This is a genomic window from Lutispora thermophila DSM 19022, assembly GCF_900142105.1.
Lineage (GTDB): Bacteria > Bacillota > Clostridia > Lutisporales > Lutisporaceae > Lutispora > Lutispora thermophila.
This window is the reverse complement of sequence record NZ_FQZS01000005.1, coordinates 75460-96982: the sequence shown is the minus strand read 5'-3', so window position 1 is coordinate 96982 and position 21523 is coordinate 75460. Positions and strand designations below refer to the sequence as shown.

The following is a 21523-nucleotide window of genomic DNA, read 5'->3' as shown; positions in this document are numbered from 1 at the left end:
CATTAAACATTTCATTCCTTCTGATTTTCATAGAAATACATAGCAACAATGCAATCTATAATACAGCAAAATTTGTCACAGTATTCTGTACAAACATAATAAAAATACATATAATTACTATTAATACATTAATCCTCGATTTACATGGGAGGTTGCTTAATATGTCCCTTTCATCAAATCTTCACAGTAAAATTTCAATGTCACTGCTTAACACCAGATGGCTAAACAAAAATGGCTTTGCCAGTTCTTTCATAAAAAGCCATATTAATTCACTTGCTTTCAAAAACAATATCGACCTCATTTTTGCAGAACAGGATTTTAGCTGCAAAGCTGTATTAAAGCTTTCTGAAAATATGTTGAATGAAATATGCCAATGCAGTAAAACTACTGATGAATGGCTTGAGATATTCTATCAATATTGTTTAAGCAAATCTTTCCCTAATGCTTCTTATTTTAAAGCAGATGATAAAACTGTCAAAGCTGCCACCCTTTATCTAAAAATTCTGAGGATAGTTTCAGAGGAGCAGAAAAATTCCAAAGATAATACATTTATGAGCCGTTATCCTCTTACATTTCTTACTTTGGAAGAGCAGAACCAACTTGAAGATCCTGCAGAATATAACAGATTTGTTAAAGCATATAAATCAGACTATATTTATGAGCTTATGAAACTTGCTTACGAGCACTTGGGCTATAACACCATAGATCATGTATGCGGTGTCCATTATATAGCCACTTATATAGGTCGCCAACTAAAAATGCTGGGAGAACCTGTGGACTTAGGAAGAGTATCCGGTGGTGCAGCAGCTCACGATATAGGCAAATTCGGCTGCACGGAAAAAGAATTGAAAAAAGTGCCCGTGTTGCACTATTACTACACGGATCAATGGTTAAAAAAACAAGGTCTTACGTATATAAGGCATATAGCTGTCAATCATTCTACCTGGGATTTGGAATTAGAAAATTTGCCCATTGAATCCCTCCTACTTATTTATTCCGATTTCAGAGTAAAAAATATGGAATCCGAGGGAAAACCCAAAATGCATATTTTTAATCTGGATGAATCCTTTGGCGTAATTTTGAACAAGCTTCAGAATGTAGATGATAAAAAACTTAAAAGATATAAAAGGGTTTATGGCAAACTAAAGGATTTTGAGGACTATTTAATTCATCTGGGTATATCCATAAATCCGGATACTCCACTACCTCTGAAACCTCCAAAAAAAGAGAAGGTTTATCATTCACTTCTCCAAGGCAATGAAATAATAGAAAACATCAAATATCTATCCATAAAACATAATATCAGCATGATGTATAGATTAAGGGATGAAGCGTCCCTTAATAACATTCTGGAAGAAGCCAGAAGCAAAAAAGATTGGCAGGACTTAAGAGTCTATCTTAGGATTTTTGAAACCTACTCTATGTATTTGACTCAAAAACAAAAACTCATTACACTGAAATTCCTATATGATAATCTGATACATCCAGAAGACGACATCAGGAAGCATTGTGCTGAGCTTATTGGTCAGCTAATTGCCTCCTTCGATGAACCCTTCAGGAAAGAAATCCCTGAAGGTGCAATATTAGAAAATCCTGAGTTTACAGGAACAAAACTGCTGGAAAAATATCTAAATCTCTTTCTAGATCCTGGCTACAAAGTAATATCTATGCATAAGACCTGGATAGGCTACTCTCTGAGCCGAATGACGAAGTCTCTTTTGGCTCATTGCAAAAAAGATCAAGAAGAATCCTTTATAAATATAATCCTTATGCTATATGAAAAGTATGAACCCCAGGATATTGATAAAATCATGTACAAACTAGAGACTGCAAAGCAACTGCCTTCCTCATCTGCAAAGAATGAAAAAATTGGCTTGGTATATGACTATGCTCTTTCATGTCTTCATTCAGAAAAGGATGCAGTAAGACTTTCTTCTGCTGAGCTTTGCTTCATGATATTAAGCAATTGGAAGGATAAAAACTTTTCTAACAAGTTAAAGAAATTTATATTGAAAAATTCTTATGCTTCGTCAATTCCTTCAGAAAACTATATTATGAATAAGATATGCCGTCTATTGAGACTTGAAACAAAACATAATCTCATCATAGACAACGAAAACATAATATCTGATTTATTTTTAAATAATCTCAAGTCAGCTACGGAATGGATTATGAAAAAAATAAACATAGACATTTTACTAGACTATACGCTGTTAAATCCTGGTGCCAGAGGTCTACATACTGCATTGCACCTTTGCAATATATTAAAGGTAAGCTACTGGGAAATAGTAAGAAACAAGGCAGGAGATACATTGATAAGCCTTATGCCCCATTTGTCACCAGAACAGAAGAACGAAGTTGCCATAGAATTGTTAAGAGCTCTGGAGATTGATGGTTATAAATACGCTGAATATATTCCACAATACCTTGGTCAGTTGATTCTTACATTGAAACCCATAGAACTGGACGAGTTAATACAGGATTTGTCGGATAAAATAAAGCTTTCTTCCAGTCAACTTAGCACATTGCTTTTAAGAACCATAGGCATATCCATAATCAATTATGAGAATTATATTGGCAAATATGAAGAAACTGAAAAAGCTCATTGGAATAGATTAGTAAAACTTATTGGCATATTGCTGAACGGAATCGGTCATTTTGATAACAAAATAAAACAGATAGCTTTCAAGGTTCTGGGCAATGAAATATTTGGTTCTGAGCACTACGATATTCATAAAAAATATGAAATATTTAAAATAACTGCGAAAAAGATACTGACAATGCTGTCTGATACTTCATCAGATGAATTGTTGTTCCTAACCTATTCAGCAGGTATCCAATGCATATATAGATTTATATCTGAATATATATATAATTTTGGTGAAATTGCAATTCCTAAGCCCAATAAAATTGCCTTTTTCCCGGGCACCTTTGACCCCTTCTCCTTGAGTCATAAGGAAATTGCAAAAACCATTCGTGATATGGGCTATGAGGTATATCTTGCTGTGGATGAGTTTTCCTGGTCCAAGCAAACTCTTCCTCATTTGCTTAGAAGCAATATTATATCCATGTCCATTGCAGATGAAAAGGATATATATCTATTCCCAGACGAATATCCAATCAATCTTGCAAATCCGGACAATCTTGCTTTTCTTAGAGAAAGCTTTAATGAAACAGAAGTATATATTGTTGCAGGTAGTGATGTAATACGAAATGCTTCCGCATATGCAAATGAAAAGACCAAAAATTCAATCCACAGCTTCAACCATATTATTTTTGAAAGAAGAATCTCAACAAATGATAATAATAAGGATACCTTGCATCAAAAACTAAAAAACATTGATGGAGATATCGTCATGTTATCCTTACCTCCACAATATGAAGATATCAGTTCAACTCAAATAAGAAACAACATAGACAAAAACAGAGATATTTCCATGCTAATTGACCCATTAGTGCAGAAATACATATATGAGAACGGCTTTTATCAGCGGCAGCCTACTGATAAACAGCTTCTTCAGACACTATCCATCGATATCAAGGTGACATCGGAAGTTACAGACCAGATACTATCAGATATTTATAAAATGTTGTACAAAAGCCCTTCCGAGTCCATCAATGAAATAATCAAGTTATCAAATGAAGTAAAAATCAATGTACTGATGCTTAAGGACATTGATGATAACAACAGAAATCTGGGGTTTGTAATATTCCATGATACTAATGTGAGCACGTTATATAGAGATTTTGGAGATAAAGATATAACCCAATACATTCGTGAAAACTCCATCGGTCCTATTGTTGTAATAGATACATTAGTTTCGGCAAAAGATGACAAATTCAGAGATTTAAACCAGATACTCCTTACAGAAGCACTGACATACTGTATTTCCAGAGGTTATGAATATTGCATCTACAGAAGCATTATTGCGGAAGGTTCCCAAGAAGATATATATGAAACGCTAAGGCTTCAGGGATTCATTCCTGTTCCTTCTCAATCTACCTCAAATGTCTTCTGTGTAAACATGAGCAATCCCTGTGTATTGAGTCTTGATTTGGAAACGGTGATTAAGGAACCATTTAAATATAATAAGGCTTTTCAAAAAGTCCTTAAAAAATCCAGAGCTAAGCTTCAGGAAGCTCTTACAAAACTATACCCAGGACATCTGGTTCTTTCCATTGACAGAAATATGGTTCACGAGACCTTAATAAGAAAAATATGCATGGAAAACAATGTACCCATTGAACCTCAAACTCCTAGGGTACTGGGACCTTGCGTATGTGTGCCCTTCGGGCAGATATTAAACAAACATATTATTCCTAACACAGTTACAAAATCAATGCATACAGAAAAATACTTTAATCCCGATATGATTAGCTATAGGATTGACGCCTTCCCCTATTATCTTGACTTAAAATCTCAGGTAAGGATGATACAATCCTTCAGAAGGCCTGTAATTTTGGTAGATGATTTGCTTCATAAGGGATATAGGATTAAAGCTCTTGATCCCATACTGAAAGAAGAAAATGTCAACATACAGAAAATCATCGTGGGAATACTGTCTGCCAGAGGAAAAGAAATAATGGATTCACAAAATAGGGAAGTTGATTGTGCATATTATATACCAAAGCTAAGGCTTTGGTTCAATGAAAATGCAATGTATCCATTTATCGGCGGTGATGCCCTGTGGAGAGGCTATTATCCAAAAAGAAATCTGCTGCCTTCCATAAACTATATTTTGCCCTATGCTGCTCCATCATTTATAAAGAACACCAACAAGGAGGCAATATATAACTTATCCCAGGTATCCATCGAAAATTCAATGGATATTCTATCGGTCTTGGAAAAGGAATACCAGGACTTATACGAAAGAAAACTTACATTGTATTCAATGGGACATGTGTTTACTACTCCAAGATGTCCCGATCAAGGCAAGGATATGGAATACGATTTAAACATGAGCCCTTCCCATTATCTTAAAAATGATCTGGAACTATTAAAAAGACTGCGAAAGTGTCTGGAATAACAAAGTGAGGGGGTTAATATATGTACTTTTACAGATATATGAATAAGATAATAATATCCAATAGCAAGTATGGTCTAGGAAATGATATATCAGAAGAAGATGCAATGCAAGAAGAAGGCATAATATATTACTTAACAGAAAATGAACCAGGCAAATTCAACAGAGCCTGGTGCCTTTCCCATACATCTTTCTTTGATTTTACTAAAGAAGATATAAGTTTATTGACTATGCCAAATGCCAAATATGGAAATGAGCTTCCTCAATGGCTTATTGAGAAAATAGAATGTAGGCAAATCATGTGGATTAATACCCAATATCCCAATTGGCAGCACATATTGGAAGAAAAACATAGGGACAAATGGAGAATAAATATTGTGGGATTAGGTGATGTAGGCGGTATTTTGCTTACAGGATTGAGACTTATGGGGGGCGACGTTATCGAAAAAATAGGCATATATGATATCGACTCCAATAAAGTTGACAGATGGCTTATGGAAGCTGGACAAATATTATATCCAGATGAAAATTCAATTCAGCCGGAAGTTGTATATACAGATAAAGATAGCCTATTTGATTGTGATATGTTTGTATTTGCAGTCAGCGCGGGAGTTCCACCTCTCTCCAACTCTCAATCGGATGTACGCATGGCCCAGTATGAAGCCAATAGCAAAATAATAAGTGAGTATGCAAAACTAGCAAGACAGGGGAAATTCAAAGGCATATTTGCTGTAGTATCTGATCCCGTAGATTTGCTATGCAAAAAAGCCTTTATTGAAAGCAATATAAACTCCAACGGTCAAATGGATTATGAAGGTCTCGGTCCAGATCAAATCCGAGGCTATGGTCTTGGAGTAATGAGAGCAAGAGCAGCTTATCACGCAAAAAAAATGGGCTTAGGCCATAGCTTTGAGAAATATGGAAGAGCCTATGGTCCTCACGGTAAAGGTCTTGTTATAGCAGACAACATAAAATGTTATGACAATAACACATCTATTATGCTTACTGGCAAAGCATTAAACTCAAATATGGAAGTTCGTAACGTTGGTTTCAAACCATATATTGCGCCGGCCTTGTCTTCCGGAGCACTATCTATATTAGCAACCATAAGAGGCCAATGGCATTACAGTGCCGTATATCTTGGCGGAACATACTTTGGCTGCCGCAACAGGCTCAATGAAAGCGGTACCGAATTGGAAAGGCTTAATATGCCTGATGATTTGATTGAAAGGATAAAGGAATCCTATAATAGTTTGGGTGGTATGTAATAATGAATACTTATGTAGTAGCCTCTGATATGAGATCCTCTATGCTGGAAAAGATGATACAGTACACTTTGGGAGAAAATGATGCTGAATTCATCACAAGTTCAAAAGCTCTTCCCGATCTAACAAAATCAAAGATCATATTTGCTTTAGAACTGGATGGGGCTGGATTCTATAATTCAATAGCACAAATCCTATCAGAGCTGAAAACTAGGGGAAATGACAGCATGGAGTCATCCCAAGCAATACTTCTCATTCATAGTCCAAACGAGTTAAACACCAAATGGACTGCTCAGAATATCATCTTCCAATGCAACATGCTCGGATGTTCCTTTATGGGACATCCGGTAGTGGAAGCCACAGCAAATCTGCTTAACTTTAAAACCTGGCAAAAAACACTGAATCATTCACTAGAAGAAATATGTCTGCTTCAGTGCCAAAAATTAGGTCAGAGGTTTTTTAGCGACAAACAACCTTGCTTTGATAATCCAAATATGCTGGTTCTTCATGCAAGTTCAAAATCCACTTCAAATACATTGGCCCTATGGAATATGATAAAGCAACACCTCTCTGATAAATGGAGCATAATGGAGCAGCATGTGGAAAACGGTCATGTGAAAGATTGTGCCGGCTGCTCCTTTAATACTTGCATACATTTTGGCAAACAGAAAAGTTGCTTTTATGGCGGAGTAATGGTGGAAGAAATTTATCCTGCCATTGAGAAATCAAACTCAATAATGTGGGTTTGTCCAAATTACAACGACTCTGTCTCAGCAAATATTATGGCGGTCATAAATAGAATAACTGCCCTATACAGGCAGTTAAGTTTCTATGACAAATATATATTTTCAGTAATTGTTTCAGGCAACTCAGGAAGCGATTCTGTGGCCAGGCAGCTTATTGGTTCATTGAATATAAATAAAGGATTCAGGCTGCCCCCTTATTTCGTCATTATGTCAACGGCAAACGATCCTGGTTCCATATATAATGTGCCAGAAATAGAAGCTATGGCACAAAAATATGCCTTAAATGTAATAGAATCTATCAGGATATAAGTTCCTTTAGAACTCTTAAGAAGTTTCCATGGGCTATTCTTTCTATGTCTGATGTGCTGTAACCTCTTGATTTTAAACCTTCTAACACATCAGCAGCATATGCTACATTTTCCAAGCCCATAACATTATGGCTTATATCCTCATCATCTCCCAAAGAGCCATCACTTAGGAAATCACAGAAATCAAAACCTATTCCCACAGCCTCCAGACCTGCAACCTTTACAAAATGGTCAATATGGTCCAAGTAACAGTTTATACTTGGCTTATCTTTATGCAAAAACTCTCCGCAAGCATTGACTCCTATTACACCGCCGGATTTGGCTATTGCTTTAGCCTGTTCGTCAGTTATGTTTCTTCTATGCTGTAATAATGCCTTTGAATTTGAATGGGAAGCTATTATAGGTTTTTTCCATATCTCTGTAATATCCCAGAAACTTTTTTCATTAAGATGAGATACATCCAGTATCATGCCTAATTTTTCCATGAGTTTAATTGCTTTCTCTCCCATAGGAGTAATGCCTTTATCATTATTCTCATTGGATGCTCCTGCAGCCAGATGGTTTTCCTCGTTCCAGGTTAAGCTGGCATGTCTGAAACCCAAGTTATACAATGTATGTATTTCTTCGATATTATCCTCTATGCCCTTTAATCCTTCTATTCCCATCAATGCAAAGAAATGTCCCTTGTTAATTGCATCTTCAATTTCTCTATATGTCGTTACAAAATCAATAGGAGCTTCATTCTCCTTTAGATATCTTACTTCTTCCATTACTCCCCCCACCTCTTTCCATAAGTAGCGGACCGAATCTACTTTCTCATCTGTTCTTGTATATACTACAAATATACCTCCGGATACTTTCCCTTTTTGAAGTTTTGGAAAATGAGTATTCATGAAATAGTCCCAGTTACCATTCCTTCTTTCCTCCAGTGATTTCATCCAAATATCTGAATGAGCATCAAATATATACATGTTATACCTCCTAATATGTTCTATTCACTATAATATTAAATCATAAATTACTTAAGTAAAAGAGATATATAAAAAACATGATACCTCCAAGTAGATAATCTTGCTATCTACTTGGAGGTATCATATCATACAGAAGTCTTTTTATTAAGTATTTTGTTTGGTATAGTGATGCCCAATATATTTTTTCTATGTATAGATTTCAAAGGCAGAATAAGTGTAAACTCGCTACCCTCTCCTTCTACACTTTTTGCTTCAATCCTTCCATCCATGCTTCTTGCTAACTGTTTAGACCCATATAATCCTATTCCAAAACTAATATCTGCTTCATCCGTTTTACTATTGCCCCTATAATGCTTTTTGAAAACCCTGCTTAACTCTTGCTTGTTCATGCCCTTTCCATTATCCTTTACATGAATTCTTATCCAATCATTATCTTCATCCATTGATATTAAAACCCTTCCATTTTCGCTGGAATACTTTACTCCATTCATAATAAGATTTGATAGTATTCTTATAAACTTAATCTTATCCAACTCAACAAGTTTCTCGGACCACCTTGATTTGACCTCCAATTGGACATTCTTCTTCTTAGCATAATATTTGCTAAGCTTGACTGCTTCATCAATCAACGATACAACATCTTCATAGACTTGATTCCCTTTATCACTATATTCCCATAACTTAATGGTTCTTGAAAAACTTTCTATTAAGCCATTCATTTCTTTACAATTACCTATTATTACATCTATGTGACTAGATAAATTATCTGCTGCCAAACTCCCATACTTGCTATTAACAGCCGCTTTAAGCAATTGACCAGTTGCATCTATATTAGTACTGTAATTTTTTATATCGTGAATTGCCAATAGAAATCTCTCGCTTGTTTCTTTAAGCCTTCTAGCATTTTCATAATTTTTGACGATTATATATGCCATAATTCCTATATACAATGAATATAAGATAACTGTAGCAGCTTGTACCATCTTATTCCTCCTTGCCTTCAAACTCATATATCCCTTCATATATATGTCCAATATTTATTAAAATATACCTGTATTTTTATTTTGAGCCAATGATTAGATAAATTACTGCTAAAAATGAAGCATTAGCAAAATATATTGCTAAATATTAGGATAAATCCGATAATATTCGACTTCTATAAATTGTTAATATAATAACAATATTGTATAATATAGAAAACATCTATATTATTTTGTGTAATCATAGATTACATCTATCATGCATTATTCATGCAATACAAGGAGGGAATTATATGGATTTATTGTCAATCGTCAAACAAATCAACGGAGTTTTATGGGGACCTATAATGCTATTTCTATTGTTAGGAACTGGCATACTTTTCACCTTTAAATTGAGGTTCCTGCAGATCAGAAGAATTAAAAACATATTCAAACAGGCCTTCGGAGGTATATTTAAGAAAGATAAGAGCAAAGACAGTGATGGAATATCATCCTTCCAGGCTCTAGCTACAGCAGTAGCAGCTCAGGTTGGTACAGGCAACCTAGCAGGTGTTGTTACAGCCATAGCTTCCGGTGGACCAGGCGCTGTATTCTGGATGTGGATTAGTGCATTTTTCGGTATGGGAACTATATTTGCAGAAGCTGTGCTTGCACAAACACATACAGAAAAAATAGACGGAGAAATCACAGGTGGACCTGCATATTATATAAAAAAAGGTTTTGGAAGCAAATTCCTAGCAGGATTCTTCGCAGTTACAATAGTTATCGCCCTTGGTTTTGTTGGAAACATGGTTCAATCCAATTCTATAGGGGAGGTTTTTAAATCCGCCTTTGGTATACCGAATATTGCAACAGGAATAATTATTGCTGTTTTAGTTGGATTAATAGTTTTCGGCGGTATCAGCAGAATAGCTTCCTTTGCAGAAATGGTTGTTCCTTTTATGGCTTTGATGTACATTATAGGTGGCTTAATTATCATATTAAAGAACTTCACTATGATATTGCCAGCCTTTAAGATGATAATACAGGGAGCATTTAATCCGGCTGCTGCCACTGGCGGTTTAATAGGTGCCACTGTAAAAGAAGCTTTCAGATATGGTATAGCCAGAGGATTGTTCTCCAATGAAGCAGGTATGGGATCTACACCTCATGCTCATGCTGTAGCAAAGGTAGATCATCCTGCACAACAAGGTCTAGTAGCTATTATGGGCGTTATAATTGATACCCTTGTGGTATGTACATTCACAGCCCTGGTTATACTCATGACAGGATCTATAGATTCAGGATTAACCGGAATAGCTCTGACTCAAGAAGCCTTTGCTAGAGGTTTTGGAAGTTTCGGTAATCCTTTCATAGCAATATGTCTATTGTTCTTCTCCTTCACAACAATAGTTGGATGGTACTTCTTGGGAGAAGCCAACATGAAATTCTTGTTCGGAAAGAAGAGTCTTCCTATATATAGAATGATGGTACTCTTGTTCATTGTTCTTGGTACTACAATGAATGTACCTATAGTATGGGAACTGGCAGACATGTTTAACGGACTAATGGTAATACCAAACCTAATAGCATTGCTAGGTATGGTATCCTTGGTAGTTAAGTCTCTCAATGATTATGAATCAAAATATGATAAATTGGGCAATCTGAAATAACTCCATTAACATACCTTTTAAATAAAATAACCCCAAAGTCTTATTGAGACTTTGGGGTTATTTTATTTAAAAAAGACATCTGGACATTCCAGATGTCTTTTTAAGTTACATTCTTTTTGCTATATACTCTACTAAATCTACTGTTCTGCAGGAATATCCCCATTCATTATCATACCAGGCTACTACTTTTGCCATCCTGTCTCCCATTACCATGGTTGATAATGCATCTATTATTGAGGATCTGTCATCCCCTTTGTAATCTATAGAAACAAGTGGTTCTTCCGAATAACCCAGAATTCCCTTCAAAGAACCTTCTGAAGCCTCTTTCAAAGCTGCATTTATTGCTTCTACAGTAACGTCATTTCTAAAGTTGCACACAAGATCAGTAATTGATACTGTAGGTGTAGGAACCCTCAATGCAAATCCATTAAGTTTTCCTTTTAATTGTGGAAGAACCTTTCCTACTGCCTTGGCTGCACCTGTAGTTGTAGGTATTATTGACTCTGCTGCAGATCTGGCTCTTCTCAGATCCTTGTGAGTTTTATCCAATATCCTTTGATCATTTGTATAGGAGTGAATTGTGGTCATTAGTCCATGTTCAATGCCAAACTTTTCATCCAATACTTTTGCAACAGGAGCCAGACAGTTGGTAGTACAGGAAGCATTGGATATTATTGCATGATTTTTGGGATCATATATTTCTTCGTTTACTCCCATTACTATAGTTGCATCTTCATCTACTCCAGGAGCAGTTATAACAACTTTTTTTGCACCTGCATGTATATGCTCCATGGCTTTATCCCTTTTTGTATAAGCTCCTGTGGACTCAATCACGATGTCAACTCCCATATCCTTCCACGGAAGGTTTTTGGCATCACTTTCCGATAATACCTTAATAGTTTTGCCGTTTATGACCATTGCATCCTCCAGAGCTTCTACGGTTCCATTGAACCTTCCATAGGCAGAATCATATTTCAATAGATGAGCCAGAGTACCTACATCAGCTCTGGCATTAATAGCTACTAACTCCAACTCACTATTATCCCACTTTTCCGCTATAATGCGAGTAACAATTCTCCCTATTCTTCCGAAGCCATTTAAGGCAACTTTAATACCCATATATTATCCTCCAATCTAAGATTATGTAAACATATAATTGTGCAACATAATGTGTTTTCTATTTAATGTGCTATACTATTTATAACAATATGATATACTATTGTCAAGTATAACCACATACTTTTCTGAAATATGGCCCGGATTTATATTACTATATCATTATGATTCTTTAGTTTTTGATATATTATTCAGTTTTTATAGCTTCAAGAGCGCTAAGTTTCATAGCTCTTCTAGCGGGATAATATCCTGAAACCAAACCTATCAGTGTTGCAAAGGCTACAGAAGCCAACATAAGCCATAATGGTATAACAGAAACCTTGCTTCCTTCTCCCATATAACCGAAAAAATTTCCTAATGACAAACCAGCCTTATTCAAAATTAATGAAACAGCTAAACTAAATCCTATGCCGAGAATGCCACCCATAAACCCTATCAATCCTGCCTCAAATAAAAACAACCTTCTAATGGAACCCAGTTCGGCTCCTAGCACCTTCATAACACCAATTTCTCTGGTTCTCTCATATATGGACATTATCATGGTATTGGTAATACCCAATGCTGCAACCAGCAAAGAAACTGCCCCAATACCTCCTAGTATAGCCTGTATGCTTGCAGAGGTTTTTTGCATGGATTCCAATATATCTGTTAAACTAAAGGCATTAAAACCCATGTCCTTTATTTTTTCTTGTACCTCTTTTACATTATTTATATCCTTTACTTTGACCATGGCATTATTATAGCTGTCGGAAGATGACTCCCCATAGTCCCATCCCCTTGAGTTCCTTGACCGAGCTCTGTTGCTTTCCTCCTGTATTTTTTTCAGGTACTTTATATTCATATATGCATTATAGTCCGTCTCTCCAGCACTCTGCTTCAATATTCCTACACCCTTGACCTTGTACTCGGGCAGTTTTTCTGTATTACTGCTGCTCTGCCTGCTTCTTCTCTCACCATAGTCCATATTCATTGTCATAATAAGCTTATCACTGATTAGCTTCACTGAAGAAGAGCTATCATAGTAATAGCTTGATTTAGGATTATAAAACATTTCAGGTATATAGGACCCAAATACTACTGCATTGGTATCTGACTCATCTAAAAGCCTACCTTCTTCAATCTCAAAATTAAACTTATCCATCACCTTAGTGTCTATGCCTATTACGCTGACGTGTCCGACATATTTCCCGGCTCCAAACTTCCAATATGTGAATTCCAAAGGCGTAACTGCTTCCACGCCTTCAATAGCACCTATCTTGGCTATAGCCTTATCATCCAGTTTAACCTCCTTGGTGGATCCTCCTTCCCGCATTCCATAATTTCTGCTTACCTCAATAATATTGAGGCTTCCCATGCTTTCAACTTCTTTTTTAAAATTCTCATTCATTGCTATTCCTAAAGACAGCATAATTACTATGGAGGAAGTACCGATAATAACACCTAATACAGTAAGTATGGTTCTGGTCTTCCTCCTCCACATGTTTCTGAGACCCATGCTGATAACATCAATGCTATTCATCGAAAGTCATACCTTTCTTCTTTTTATATATCTTCCTTCCGACGAAGAAAATACCAACTGCTAATAATATTGAACCTCCTATAAAATACGGACTCTTCGCTATATTAATTATTTTGTTTTCCTCAGGCATTTCTTCCATTCCAATGTCCGGCATTGGCTCCATCGGAATTTCTATTACATTAGTTTGAAACTCCTTGACTTCCTCGAATACTTCTCCAACGGCATTTTCATAAGTAAACACAATTCTGCCATTTATAGGTCCGGGTTCATTTGCTGTTATGCCTACATCATAATATTCTGTCTTTCCTGATTCAAAATTTCCTACATAATAATTAGAATTTTGTGTTGTAAAGTTTCCTTCTGTTTTTATCATCAAATTGTACAAAGTAGTTTTTCCCATATTATAAAACTCTATTGAAACAGGGAAGGTTTGTCCCACATATACCTCAAAAGGCATGCTTACATCGCCCAACACCAACTTGACTTGTTGTACTACAGATACACTGATCATATCCTTTGAGCTTAATTGATTTCCCTTTTCATCTTCGTAATCAATGTTCACTGATATACCATAGGTTTTATGCTCTGCATCCCGCTTAGGAGTCAATGTGAACACATTCTGGATGCTTTCCTTTGGGCCGATACTGTCTATGTATATGGTGTTGCTGCTGTTTACGGGACTGAATACTCCGTCATCGCTTACCAATGACACTTTAATATTGCTTACCGTTGCATAGGAACTTGTATTCAGTAAAGACATGGTAAGCTGAAAAATATCTCCTGCCTTTATGATTGAAGGCTCCACATTATATCTATCCACAATAATCCTTGGAGTTCCCTTGGTATTCCCTCTATCAACGAACACACCTACATACTGACTGATTGTATTTTTTGACTTCTTTTCTCCTACACCGCTCTCAAACTCCACATTTATCTGTATAGGATAGTTCTTTGTAACTGCTTCGGATGTAGCGTATAGTTCAAACTCCACTCGTTTTCTTTCATTATTTGCTAATTTGCCTAAGCTTTGTATATTCAAAGATTTGCTTATAATTTCCTTATCAGTAACGAGACTGACTCTTACTCCATCAGCTTCAATGTCATTGTAATTTACAACATCAAAGGATATTTTGAAATTCTCTTCTGCTTTTATCTCTTCCTGAGGAGCTTGTATGTTCTCTATCTTTATATCTGATACGGCAGTATCCATACCTTTTACAGGCAGAAAGAAAGTAAACTCCTCTGAGTAGTCGGTCTTTTTGTTGTCCTTATAGTCTACCTTAAGTTGCAGCTCATGGTTTCCTGTAGCCATATTAATTGAAGGAATCAATACATACTCTAATTGTATTACCTTGTTGCCTTCAAGATCCTGTATCTGCTTTATATCAGGAGAATTATGCAAAGTAAAGCCATCTGTCTTCAACCCTTGAAGCTTAACCTTAATATCTTTAGCCTCTAATGTTCCATTATTTCTAAGAACTACTGTTAATTTTCGCTGTTCCCCTGCTATAAGAGGTTCATCTCCATAACCAACAGCGGATAATACAAGTTTTGGAGGTTTTTTAGCATTTTGCACGCGAACATTGATGGTATATTCATCTGTTTCCGGATCTTTCCCTGACAAGGGATAGTAAACTAGCTTCAGCTTTAAAGGATATATTTTCTCTGACGCATTGTCAGCCACTTTTACCACAAATATTGCATCATCGGTCTTCTTACCGTTTATTCTATCTATGTGATATGTTAAACTTAGTTTTTCTATTTCAAAAGGACTATCCACCGAATCTAGCTCCAACGTGGCCTGGATATTTTTTGCTGCTGTGGAGGATATATTTTCCAATGGTATTCGAATGGTAGCTTCTTCGCCAGCATTTATAATCGGTATGCTGGTACCTCCTGCAATAACAAGCTTAGGAATGTTGCGACTGGTTGATGATGGTGTTGATGAACTATCAGATACAGGCAACTCAATATTTAGATAAGCATAATTTCCATTATTGTCATAGGCTGTTAATGAAAGATTAGTTTCTCCCCCACCCAAATAAATTAAATCTAAAGTGTTTTTATCTTTCTTAGCTTTATAAAGCCTTTCTTCCCCCGGCTTTGATGAAGTAAGCTTATACGAAGAGCTATTTTCAAAAGATATATACAAGCTATCAGTGTCAACATTACCTTTTACCTTTAGTTGAATATCTATAGAAAAATGATCATTTTCATAGATTGTGCTTATGCTTTTACTATTTTTATCTCTGATTACACCATCCCAACTCATACTTAAGCTATCTTCCTCATCGCCAAACACTATTCCCAAAGATACTATCTGCATCATCAAGGCTAAAATCATAATTACAGCTAACCCTTTTCTCAAATTACTTCCCCCTCTACTTTAACCGTCTTTTCTATCTTCTTTATGTTTCCGTCAAAAATATATACTATACGATCTGCATATTTTGCTATATTGACATCATGAGTTACTATGATCAACGTCTGATTATTCTCTCTTGCAAGATTAGTAATCAGATTCATTATTTCCACAGTTGTTTTAGAATCAAGATTTCCTGTAGGCTCATCGGCAAAAATAATGTCCGGATTGGCTACAAAAGCTCTGGCTATACCTACTCTTTGTTGCTGACCGCCGCTCATCTGATTCGGCTTATGATTCATACGGGTTCCTAATCCGACTTGTTCCAACAATTTTTTTGCTCTCTGATTTCTGATCTTTTTGCTTACTCCTCTAAAAACCAAAGGCAGACTCACATTTTCCAAAGCAGTCAATGAGGGCAACAAATTATATGATTGAAAAATAAAACCTACATTTTTTTGTCTGAATCTTGCCAAACCGTTTTCGCTCATCTTCTCAATATTTTTTCCTTTAATCACGATGCTGCCTGTGGTAGGCCTCTCAAGGCCAGCCATAAGATTCAGCAATGTCGATTTACCGGATCCTGATGTACCAAGTATGCAGCAGATTTCTCCCTTGGGAATTTCCAGATTGATGCACTCCAAAGCAACTACTTTTTCTGTACCTACTCTATAGATTTTGCTTACATCTTTTATTGTAATTATGGATTCTATAATATCACCCCCAATCAAATATATTTAGACGAAAAAAATTGGCAAAAAGATTCATAAAATTAAAACCCAGACATAAATCTGGGTTTTAATTTTATAGAGCAACTTTTCCCAATATTTCCTTTTCAACTTTTACCACTTTTTCTTCTATTTCAACGACTTCTTTTGATACCTTTTCAACAAACTCCGTATCCTTTATGGAACCTAAATTGATCTTTACATTGTATAAAGCAGAAAGGGTAGCTGTTCTTGCCATCATTGCAGCTACAGCTCCGTCAGTAACTGCATTCTTGTTTCCCTTAACCACAACTATTTCGATTATATCCATGATTTTTAATCCGTTTCTGGCTACTTCCAATGGTACTAATGCAGCAGTTTTATAACTTCTTTGTATCATTTCCTTCCTTATTTCCTTTTCTTCTTCTGTTTCTTTAGGAAGTTTAAAGGCTGCCATAACCTGGTTAAAGGATTCAGAATCCTTGTCAATATATTCTATAAACTTATCCCTGTATTGCTCTGCTTCTTTTGCAATCCTTTCCATTTCTTCCTCAAGGCCTTCGTAGCCTTTCTTGCCTATTGTAAGATTTGCTACCATAGCTGTCAAAGCAGCAGCAAGACCTGCGCTCAAGGCTGCTACACTTCCACCTCCTGGTACAGGTGCGCTTGATGCCGTCTCTTGAAGAAACTCTTTTACAGTTTTATCAGCTAACATATCCTTCCTCCATTCTTCTTATCAAAGACTAGTTTTCCTTTCTTTATTACCTTCTCTACAGTGCTTACTCCAATATGATAAGGAATAAATTTATATGAAGGGAACTCAAGTATCAGCACATCGCCTTTCTTACCCGGATCTAGGCTTCCAATTTCTCCTGCTCTGTCCAATGCGGCTGCTGCATTTATGGTTAAAGCTGTGATAGCCTCTTCCAATCTTATATTCATCTGTAATGTAGCCAAAGCAAATGTCAATGCTATGGATTCTGTAAAACAGCTTCCAGGATTAAAATCTGTTGCAAGAGCTACAGCACATCCCATATCTATCATTTTCCTGCCTGGTGCAAAGCTTTCTTTCAGACTGAAAGCGGTGCAGGGAAGAAGGGTAGCCACAACTCCTTGCCTTGCCATATCCTGGATACCCTTATCAGATACTTGCAGCAGATGATCTGCCGATACAGCACCCAACTCTGCAGCCAGCTCAGCGCCGCCAAACTGAACTATTTCATCTGCATGGAGTTTTAATTTAAATCCCAACCCCTTTGCCTTTTGTTGTATCCTTCTGGTTTGCTCTATGGAGAATACATTCTTCTCGCAGAAAACGTCTGAGAACTCTGCCAGCTTCAATTCTGCCACTTTGGGCATCATATCATTGATAATAAGATCTACATACTCGTCAGTTTTGCCTTTATATTCTACAGGAGTGGCATGAGCAGGCATAAATGTCCTTACAATATCTATAGGATGATTCTTATCTAGCTCTTCCATAACCTTAAGCTGTTTTATCTCTGTTTCCATATCCAGTCCGTAACCGCTTTTGCCCTCTACTGTAGTTACACCAAAAGAAAGCATTGAGTCAAGTCTTTCACTGCCGGTCTTAATTAATTCTTCCATGGAAGCTTCTTTGGTAGCCTTTACAGAGTTTACAATACCTCCGCCTCGTTGCATTATCTCCATGTAGCTGTCTCCTCTAAGCCTCCAGTAAAATTCTTCTGCCCTATAACCACCAAACACAAAATGGGTATGGGAATCCACAAAACCCGGCAATACAGCTTTGCCCGAAGCATCTATGACCTGATAGCTTTTCTCATCATGCTGCTTCAATATCTCATCAGTCTTTCCTACTGCCTTTATTATACCTTCTTCTATCACAACAGCTCCGTCTTCTATAACATGTATATCAGACATTTCTTTGCCGCGCTTTGCTTTAAACCCACTACAGGTAACAAGTTCTGAAGCGTTTTTTATAATTAGACTGTTTTCCTTCATAATTTCTACCTCTTTATCTTTTTAAATGCTTCTTTTACAGTATCCTTTACGAGATCATCATTTGCTATAAAGGGCAATGTTATGTGATCCTTTCCTTGTTGTGTCATATTATACTCAATGGATGTTGTAATGGAGTTCTCGTTTCTTGCCCATGCTCTTCTGGCTACTCCACCCATTACATCCCAAAGCATTGCATCTTTTATAATGTTGTCAACCCTTTCACTGCCGTCTAAAACCAATCCAAAGCCACCATTAATTGATTTTCCGATACCTACTCCTCCACCATTATGAAGTGCCACTAAGCTCATGCCTCTTGCCGCATTTCCGGCAAAGCATTGAACAGCCATATCTGCCATTATATTGCTTCCGTCTTTGATATTTGACGTTTCTCTAAATGGAGAGTCGGTACCGCTTACATCATGGTGGTCACGGCCGAGCATTACAGGACCTATCTCACCATTTCTAACCATTTCATTGAATCTGAGAGCTATCTTTGTCCTGCCCCAAGCATCCTGATAAAGTATTCTTGCTTGAGTTCCGACTACAAGATTATTCTTTTCCGCATCTCTTATCCATACCCAGTTGTCTCTGTCCTGAGCTCTTCTATTGGGATCTATGCATTCCATAGCTGCTTTATCAGTCTTAATGAGGTCTTCATGTTTACCGCTTAAACATACCCATCTGAATGGTCCATAGCCATAGTCAAAAAGTTCCGGTCCCATTATGTCTTCTACATAGGATGGGAAAATGAACCCATCTTTTTCGTCCACACCGTTTTTTGCAATTTCCTTAACTCCTGCATCATATACGGCTTTCATGAAGGAGTTGCCATAGTCAAAGAAGTAGGCTCCTCTGTCAACAAGCTCTTTTATAAGCTCAAAGTGGCGTCTTAAGCTCTTATCTACCAATTTCTTGAAGGTTTCTCTGTCCTCTTTCAACAGTCTGGTTCTTTCTTCAAAGGTAACTCCCTGTGGGCAGTAGCCTCCTTCATAAGCAGCATGGCATGAAGTCTGGTCAGATAGCAGATGTATATGGATATTGTTCTTTACAGCATACTCCAACAAATCAACAATATTTCCATAGTATGCAATTGATATGGGTTCTTTCTTTTCCATATATTCTTGAGCTATCTTAAATGCCTCTTCAATATCTGAGGTTATCTTGCTTACCCATCCCTGCTTATATCTTGTTTCTATCCTTGAATAGTCAACCTCTGCTATTATTCCAACTCCGTTGGCTATTTCTATTGCTTTAGGCTGAGCACCGCTCATCCCACCCAAGCCTGATGTAACAAACAGATATCCTCTCAGGTCTTCATTAGGTCCTATACCCAACTTTTTCCTTCCTGCATTCAAAATTGTATTGAATGTACCATGTACTATTCCCTGAGGCCCTATATACATCCAGCCCCCTGCTGTCATTTGACCATAATTTGCTACACCCATCTGCATAGCATAATGCCAATCCTTTTGATTGTCAAACATTCCTACCATTAGAGCATTTGTAATTATAACCCTTGGGTCAGTAGGCTTTGAATGGAACAATCCCAATGGATGGCCTGATTCTATTACCAATGTTTGATGATCTGTCATTACTTCCAGGTATTTCTTTATGAGTCTGTACTGCATCCAGTTTTGACATACCTGACCTGTTTCACCATAGGTAACCAGTTCATAGGGGTATAGAGCAACTTCAAAATCCAAGTTATTATCTATCATAACCTGGAAGGCTTTGCCTTCTATGCAATTGCCTTTGTATTCGTCAATTGGCTTTCCATAAATCCTGCCTTGGGGTCTAAATCTGTAACCATAAATTCTACCCCTTGTAACCAATTCTTCCATGAATTCAGGCGCAAGTTTTTCATGATATTTCTCAGGAATATAACGTAGAGCATTCTTTAAAGCGATTTCTGCTTGCTCCGGTGTCAATGTAAAACCACGATCCGGTGCTCTCCTTATGCCTTCTACAAAAGTAGGCATCTCCGGCAGCTCGTCATCCAGCTTAATTGTCATAGCCTTAGAAATGTCAAGATTTGTAATCATGATAACCCCTCCATATACCATATTATTTAAATGTTTGAGTAATCCATAGATAAGATGAACCATTAGGAGTGACTTAATTTAAATGATTGAAAAAGCCTCTACTGAATATTATACCATTTTTTCAATTTTATAAGATATAAGTTAAATCAATTGATTTTATATTTTATTATAAACATGAAACGTCATTAAATCGTCAAACAAAACTCTTGCTCCCATCCAAGTCCTTCCGATGCAGATTGCTTCTTAATTGTGAATGAAAGTCTGTTTCCTTAACAATAAGAAAGGCTTCCTTTGGAAACATTTATAACAATCGAGGAAACCTTTCTTGAAATGCTTTTACGGAAAGTATAAATTAAAAATTTATACTTTCCTAGCATTATAAGAAAAGCTTCCTTTGGAAGCATTTATAACAACCAAGGAAGCCTTCTCAATTTATGCAATTTTCCTCTAAAATCATCTCATTCAATATCTCTGCAGCATTAAAAACAATATAGCTGCATCTTTCCTCATCATTCCTATAAAGCTCTTTCAACTTCTTGCAGTTATCGGTGGATAGCTTGGATTGAAATCTTTTAAAAAATTCCTTTGCCAGTTCTTTTATTCTATCGCTTTCATGAGCCTTATCCTTTACAAATAATATCCCCAATACGGCCAATGCACCTGTCAATGCGCCGCAGGTTTCTTCAATTGCCATACCTCCTCCGAAGGCAGCCATGGTTTTCAGGGCATTTTTATCTAAATTCAACTTGTATGTTTCATTGGCAGCATATAGAATTGCTTCTGCACAATTCAAGTCATAATCCTTATTATAATACTTTTTTACTGCATCCAGTAACATTTTATCTCCC

14 protein-coding genes are annotated in these 21523 nt (G+C 36.6%); 4 read left to right on the top strand and 10 right to left on the bottom strand.

The window, feature by feature from the left end:
- Window positions 1-161: 161 nt before the first annotated feature.
- The 3 genes from BUB48_RS03605 to BUB48_RS03595 are packed head-to-tail and all read left to right on the top strand — an operon-like array spanning window position 162 to window position 7344.
- A complete protein-coding gene (locus BUB48_RS03605; RefSeq protein WP_139249901.1) occupies window positions 162-5027 on the top strand; it encodes a nicotinate-nicotinamide nucleotide adenylyltransferase in 4866 nt (1621 codons plus the stop codon).
- A 20-nt stretch (window positions 5028-5047) separates the two neighbouring features.
- Window positions 5048-6292 carry a lactate/malate family dehydrogenase gene (locus BUB48_RS03600; protein ID WP_073024661.1) on the top strand — a complete coding sequence of 415 codons (1245 nt, stop codon included), beginning with the start codon at window positions 5048-5050 and terminating at the stop codon, window positions 6290-6292.
- A 2-nt stretch (window positions 6293-6294) separates the two neighbouring features.
- Entirely contained in the window at window positions 6295-7344 is a 1050-nt protein-coding gene (locus BUB48_RS03595) for a flavodoxin family protein (RefSeq protein ID WP_073024659.1), read from the top strand.
- Here the strand turns inward: BUB48_RS03595 and BUB48_RS03590 are convergent.
- Window positions 7334-8314, bottom strand: a complete 981-nt coding sequence (locus tag BUB48_RS03590; RefSeq protein WP_073024657.1) for a dipeptidase — start codon at window positions 8312-8314, stop codon at window positions 7334-7336. The two genes, BUB48_RS03595 and BUB48_RS03590, sit on opposite strands and share 11 nt — an antisense overlap.
- A 125-nt stretch (window positions 8315-8439) precedes the next feature.
- Window positions 8440-9324, bottom strand: a complete 885-nt coding sequence (locus tag BUB48_RS03585) for a sensor histidine kinase (protein ID WP_175548344.1) — start codon at window positions 9322-9324, stop codon at window positions 8440-8442.
- Between the two features lie 263 nt (window positions 9325-9587).
- On the opposite strand from BUB48_RS03585, the gene BUB48_RS03580 reads away from it, so the two are divergent.
- Window positions 9588-10946: an alanine/glycine:cation symporter family protein gene (locus BUB48_RS03580; RefSeq protein ID WP_073024653.1), complete on the top strand. Its 1359-nt coding sequence runs from the start codon at window positions 9588-9590 to the stop codon at window positions 10944-10946.
- Between the two features lie 105 nt (window positions 10947-11051).
- On the opposite strand, the gene gap is transcribed toward BUB48_RS03580, so the two are convergent.
- The 8 genes from gap to BUB48_RS03540 all read right to left on the bottom strand — a co-directional run bounded on the left by gap (window position 11052) and on the right by BUB48_RS03540 (window position 21513).
- Window positions 11052-12065: a type I glyceraldehyde-3-phosphate dehydrogenase gene (gene gap / locus BUB48_RS03575; RefSeq protein ID WP_073024651.1), complete on the bottom strand. Its 1014-nt coding sequence runs from the start codon at window positions 12063-12065 to the stop codon at window positions 11052-11054.
- Window positions 12066-12249: 184 nt separating this feature from the next.
- Window positions 12250-13581, bottom strand: a complete 1332-nt coding sequence (locus BUB48_RS03570; RefSeq protein ID WP_073024649.1) for an ABC transporter permease — start codon at window positions 13579-13581, stop codon at window positions 12250-12252.
- On the bottom strand, window positions 13574-15949 hold the full coding sequence (locus tag BUB48_RS03565) for a COG1361 S-layer family protein (RefSeq protein WP_073024647.1): 2376 nt from the start codon (window positions 15947-15949) through the stop codon (window positions 13574-13576). Before BUB48_RS03565 ends, BUB48_RS03570 begins: the two co-directional genes overlap by 8 nt.
- Window positions 15946-16656, bottom strand: a complete 711-nt coding sequence (locus BUB48_RS03560; protein WP_073024998.1) for an ABC transporter ATP-binding protein — start codon at window positions 16654-16656, stop codon at window positions 15946-15948. The genes BUB48_RS03565 and BUB48_RS03560 overlap by 4 nt, the downstream gene beginning before the upstream one ends.
- Window positions 16657-16747: 91 nt before the next feature.
- Window positions 16748-17365 (bottom strand): cyclodeaminase/cyclohydrolase family protein, encoded by a 618-nt coding sequence (locus tag BUB48_RS03555; protein WP_073024645.1) that lies wholly within the window; start codon window positions 17363-17365, stop codon window positions 16748-16750.
- Complete coding sequence (gene hutI / locus BUB48_RS03550; protein WP_073024643.1) at window positions 17359-18633, bottom strand: imidazolonepropionase; 1275 nt, start codon at window positions 18631-18633, stop codon at window positions 17359-17361. The genes BUB48_RS03555 and hutI overlap by 7 nt, the downstream gene beginning before the upstream one ends.
- 5 nt (window positions 18634-18638) lie before the next feature.
- Window positions 18639-20675 carry a urocanate hydratase gene (locus BUB48_RS03545; RefSeq protein WP_073024641.1) on the bottom strand — a complete coding sequence of 679 codons (2037 nt, stop codon included), beginning with the start codon at window positions 20673-20675 and terminating at the stop codon, window positions 18639-18641.
- A gap of 427 nt (window positions 20676-21102) precedes the next feature.
- Window positions 21103-21513, bottom strand: a complete 411-nt coding sequence (locus BUB48_RS03540) for a C-GCAxxG-C-C family (seleno)protein (protein WP_073024639.1) — start codon at window positions 21511-21513, stop codon at window positions 21103-21105.
- Between the last annotated feature and the right edge of the window lie 10 nt (window positions 21514-21523).

Coding starts and splice junctions, on each gene's coding strand:
- BUB48_RS03605 (WP_139249901.1), top strand. CDS start 162: ATGTCCCTTTCATCAAATCTTCACAGTAAAATTTCAATGTCACTGCTT.
- BUB48_RS03600 (WP_073024661.1), top strand. CDS start 5,048: ATGTACTTTTACAGATATATGAATAAGATAATAATATCCAATAGCAAG.
- BUB48_RS03595 (WP_073024659.1), top strand. CDS start 6,295: ATGAATACTTATGTAGTAGCCTCTGATATGAGATCCTCTATGCTGGAA.
- BUB48_RS03590 (WP_073024657.1), bottom strand. CDS start 8,314: ATGTATATATTTGATGCTCATTCAGATATTTGGATGAAATCACTGGAG.
- BUB48_RS03585 (WP_175548344.1), bottom strand. CDS start 9,324: ATGAGTTTGAAGGCAAGGAGGAATAAGATGGTACAAGCTGCTACAGTT.
- BUB48_RS03580 (WP_073024653.1), top strand. CDS start 9,588: ATGGATTTATTGTCAATCGTCAAACAAATCAACGGAGTTTTATGGGGA.
- gap (WP_073024651.1), bottom strand. CDS start 12,065: ATGGGTATTAAAGTTGCCTTAAATGGCTTCGGAAGAATAGGGAGAATT.
- BUB48_RS03570 (WP_073024649.1), bottom strand. CDS start 13,581: ATGAATAGCATTGATGTTATCAGCATGGGTCTCAGAAACATGTGGAGG.
- BUB48_RS03555 (WP_073024645.1), bottom strand. CDS start 17,365: ATGTTAGCTGATAAAACTGTAAAAGAGTTTCTTCAAGAGACGGCATCA.
- hutI (WP_073024643.1), bottom strand. CDS start 18,633: ATGAAGGAAAACAGTCTAATTATAAAAAACGCTTCAGAACTTGTTACC.
- BUB48_RS03545 (WP_073024641.1), bottom strand. CDS start 20,675: ATGATTACAAATCTTGACATTTCTAAGGCTATGACAATTAAGCTGGAT.
- BUB48_RS03540 (WP_073024639.1), bottom strand. CDS start 21,513: ATGTTACTGGATGCAGTAAAAAAGTATTATAATAAGGATTATGACTTG.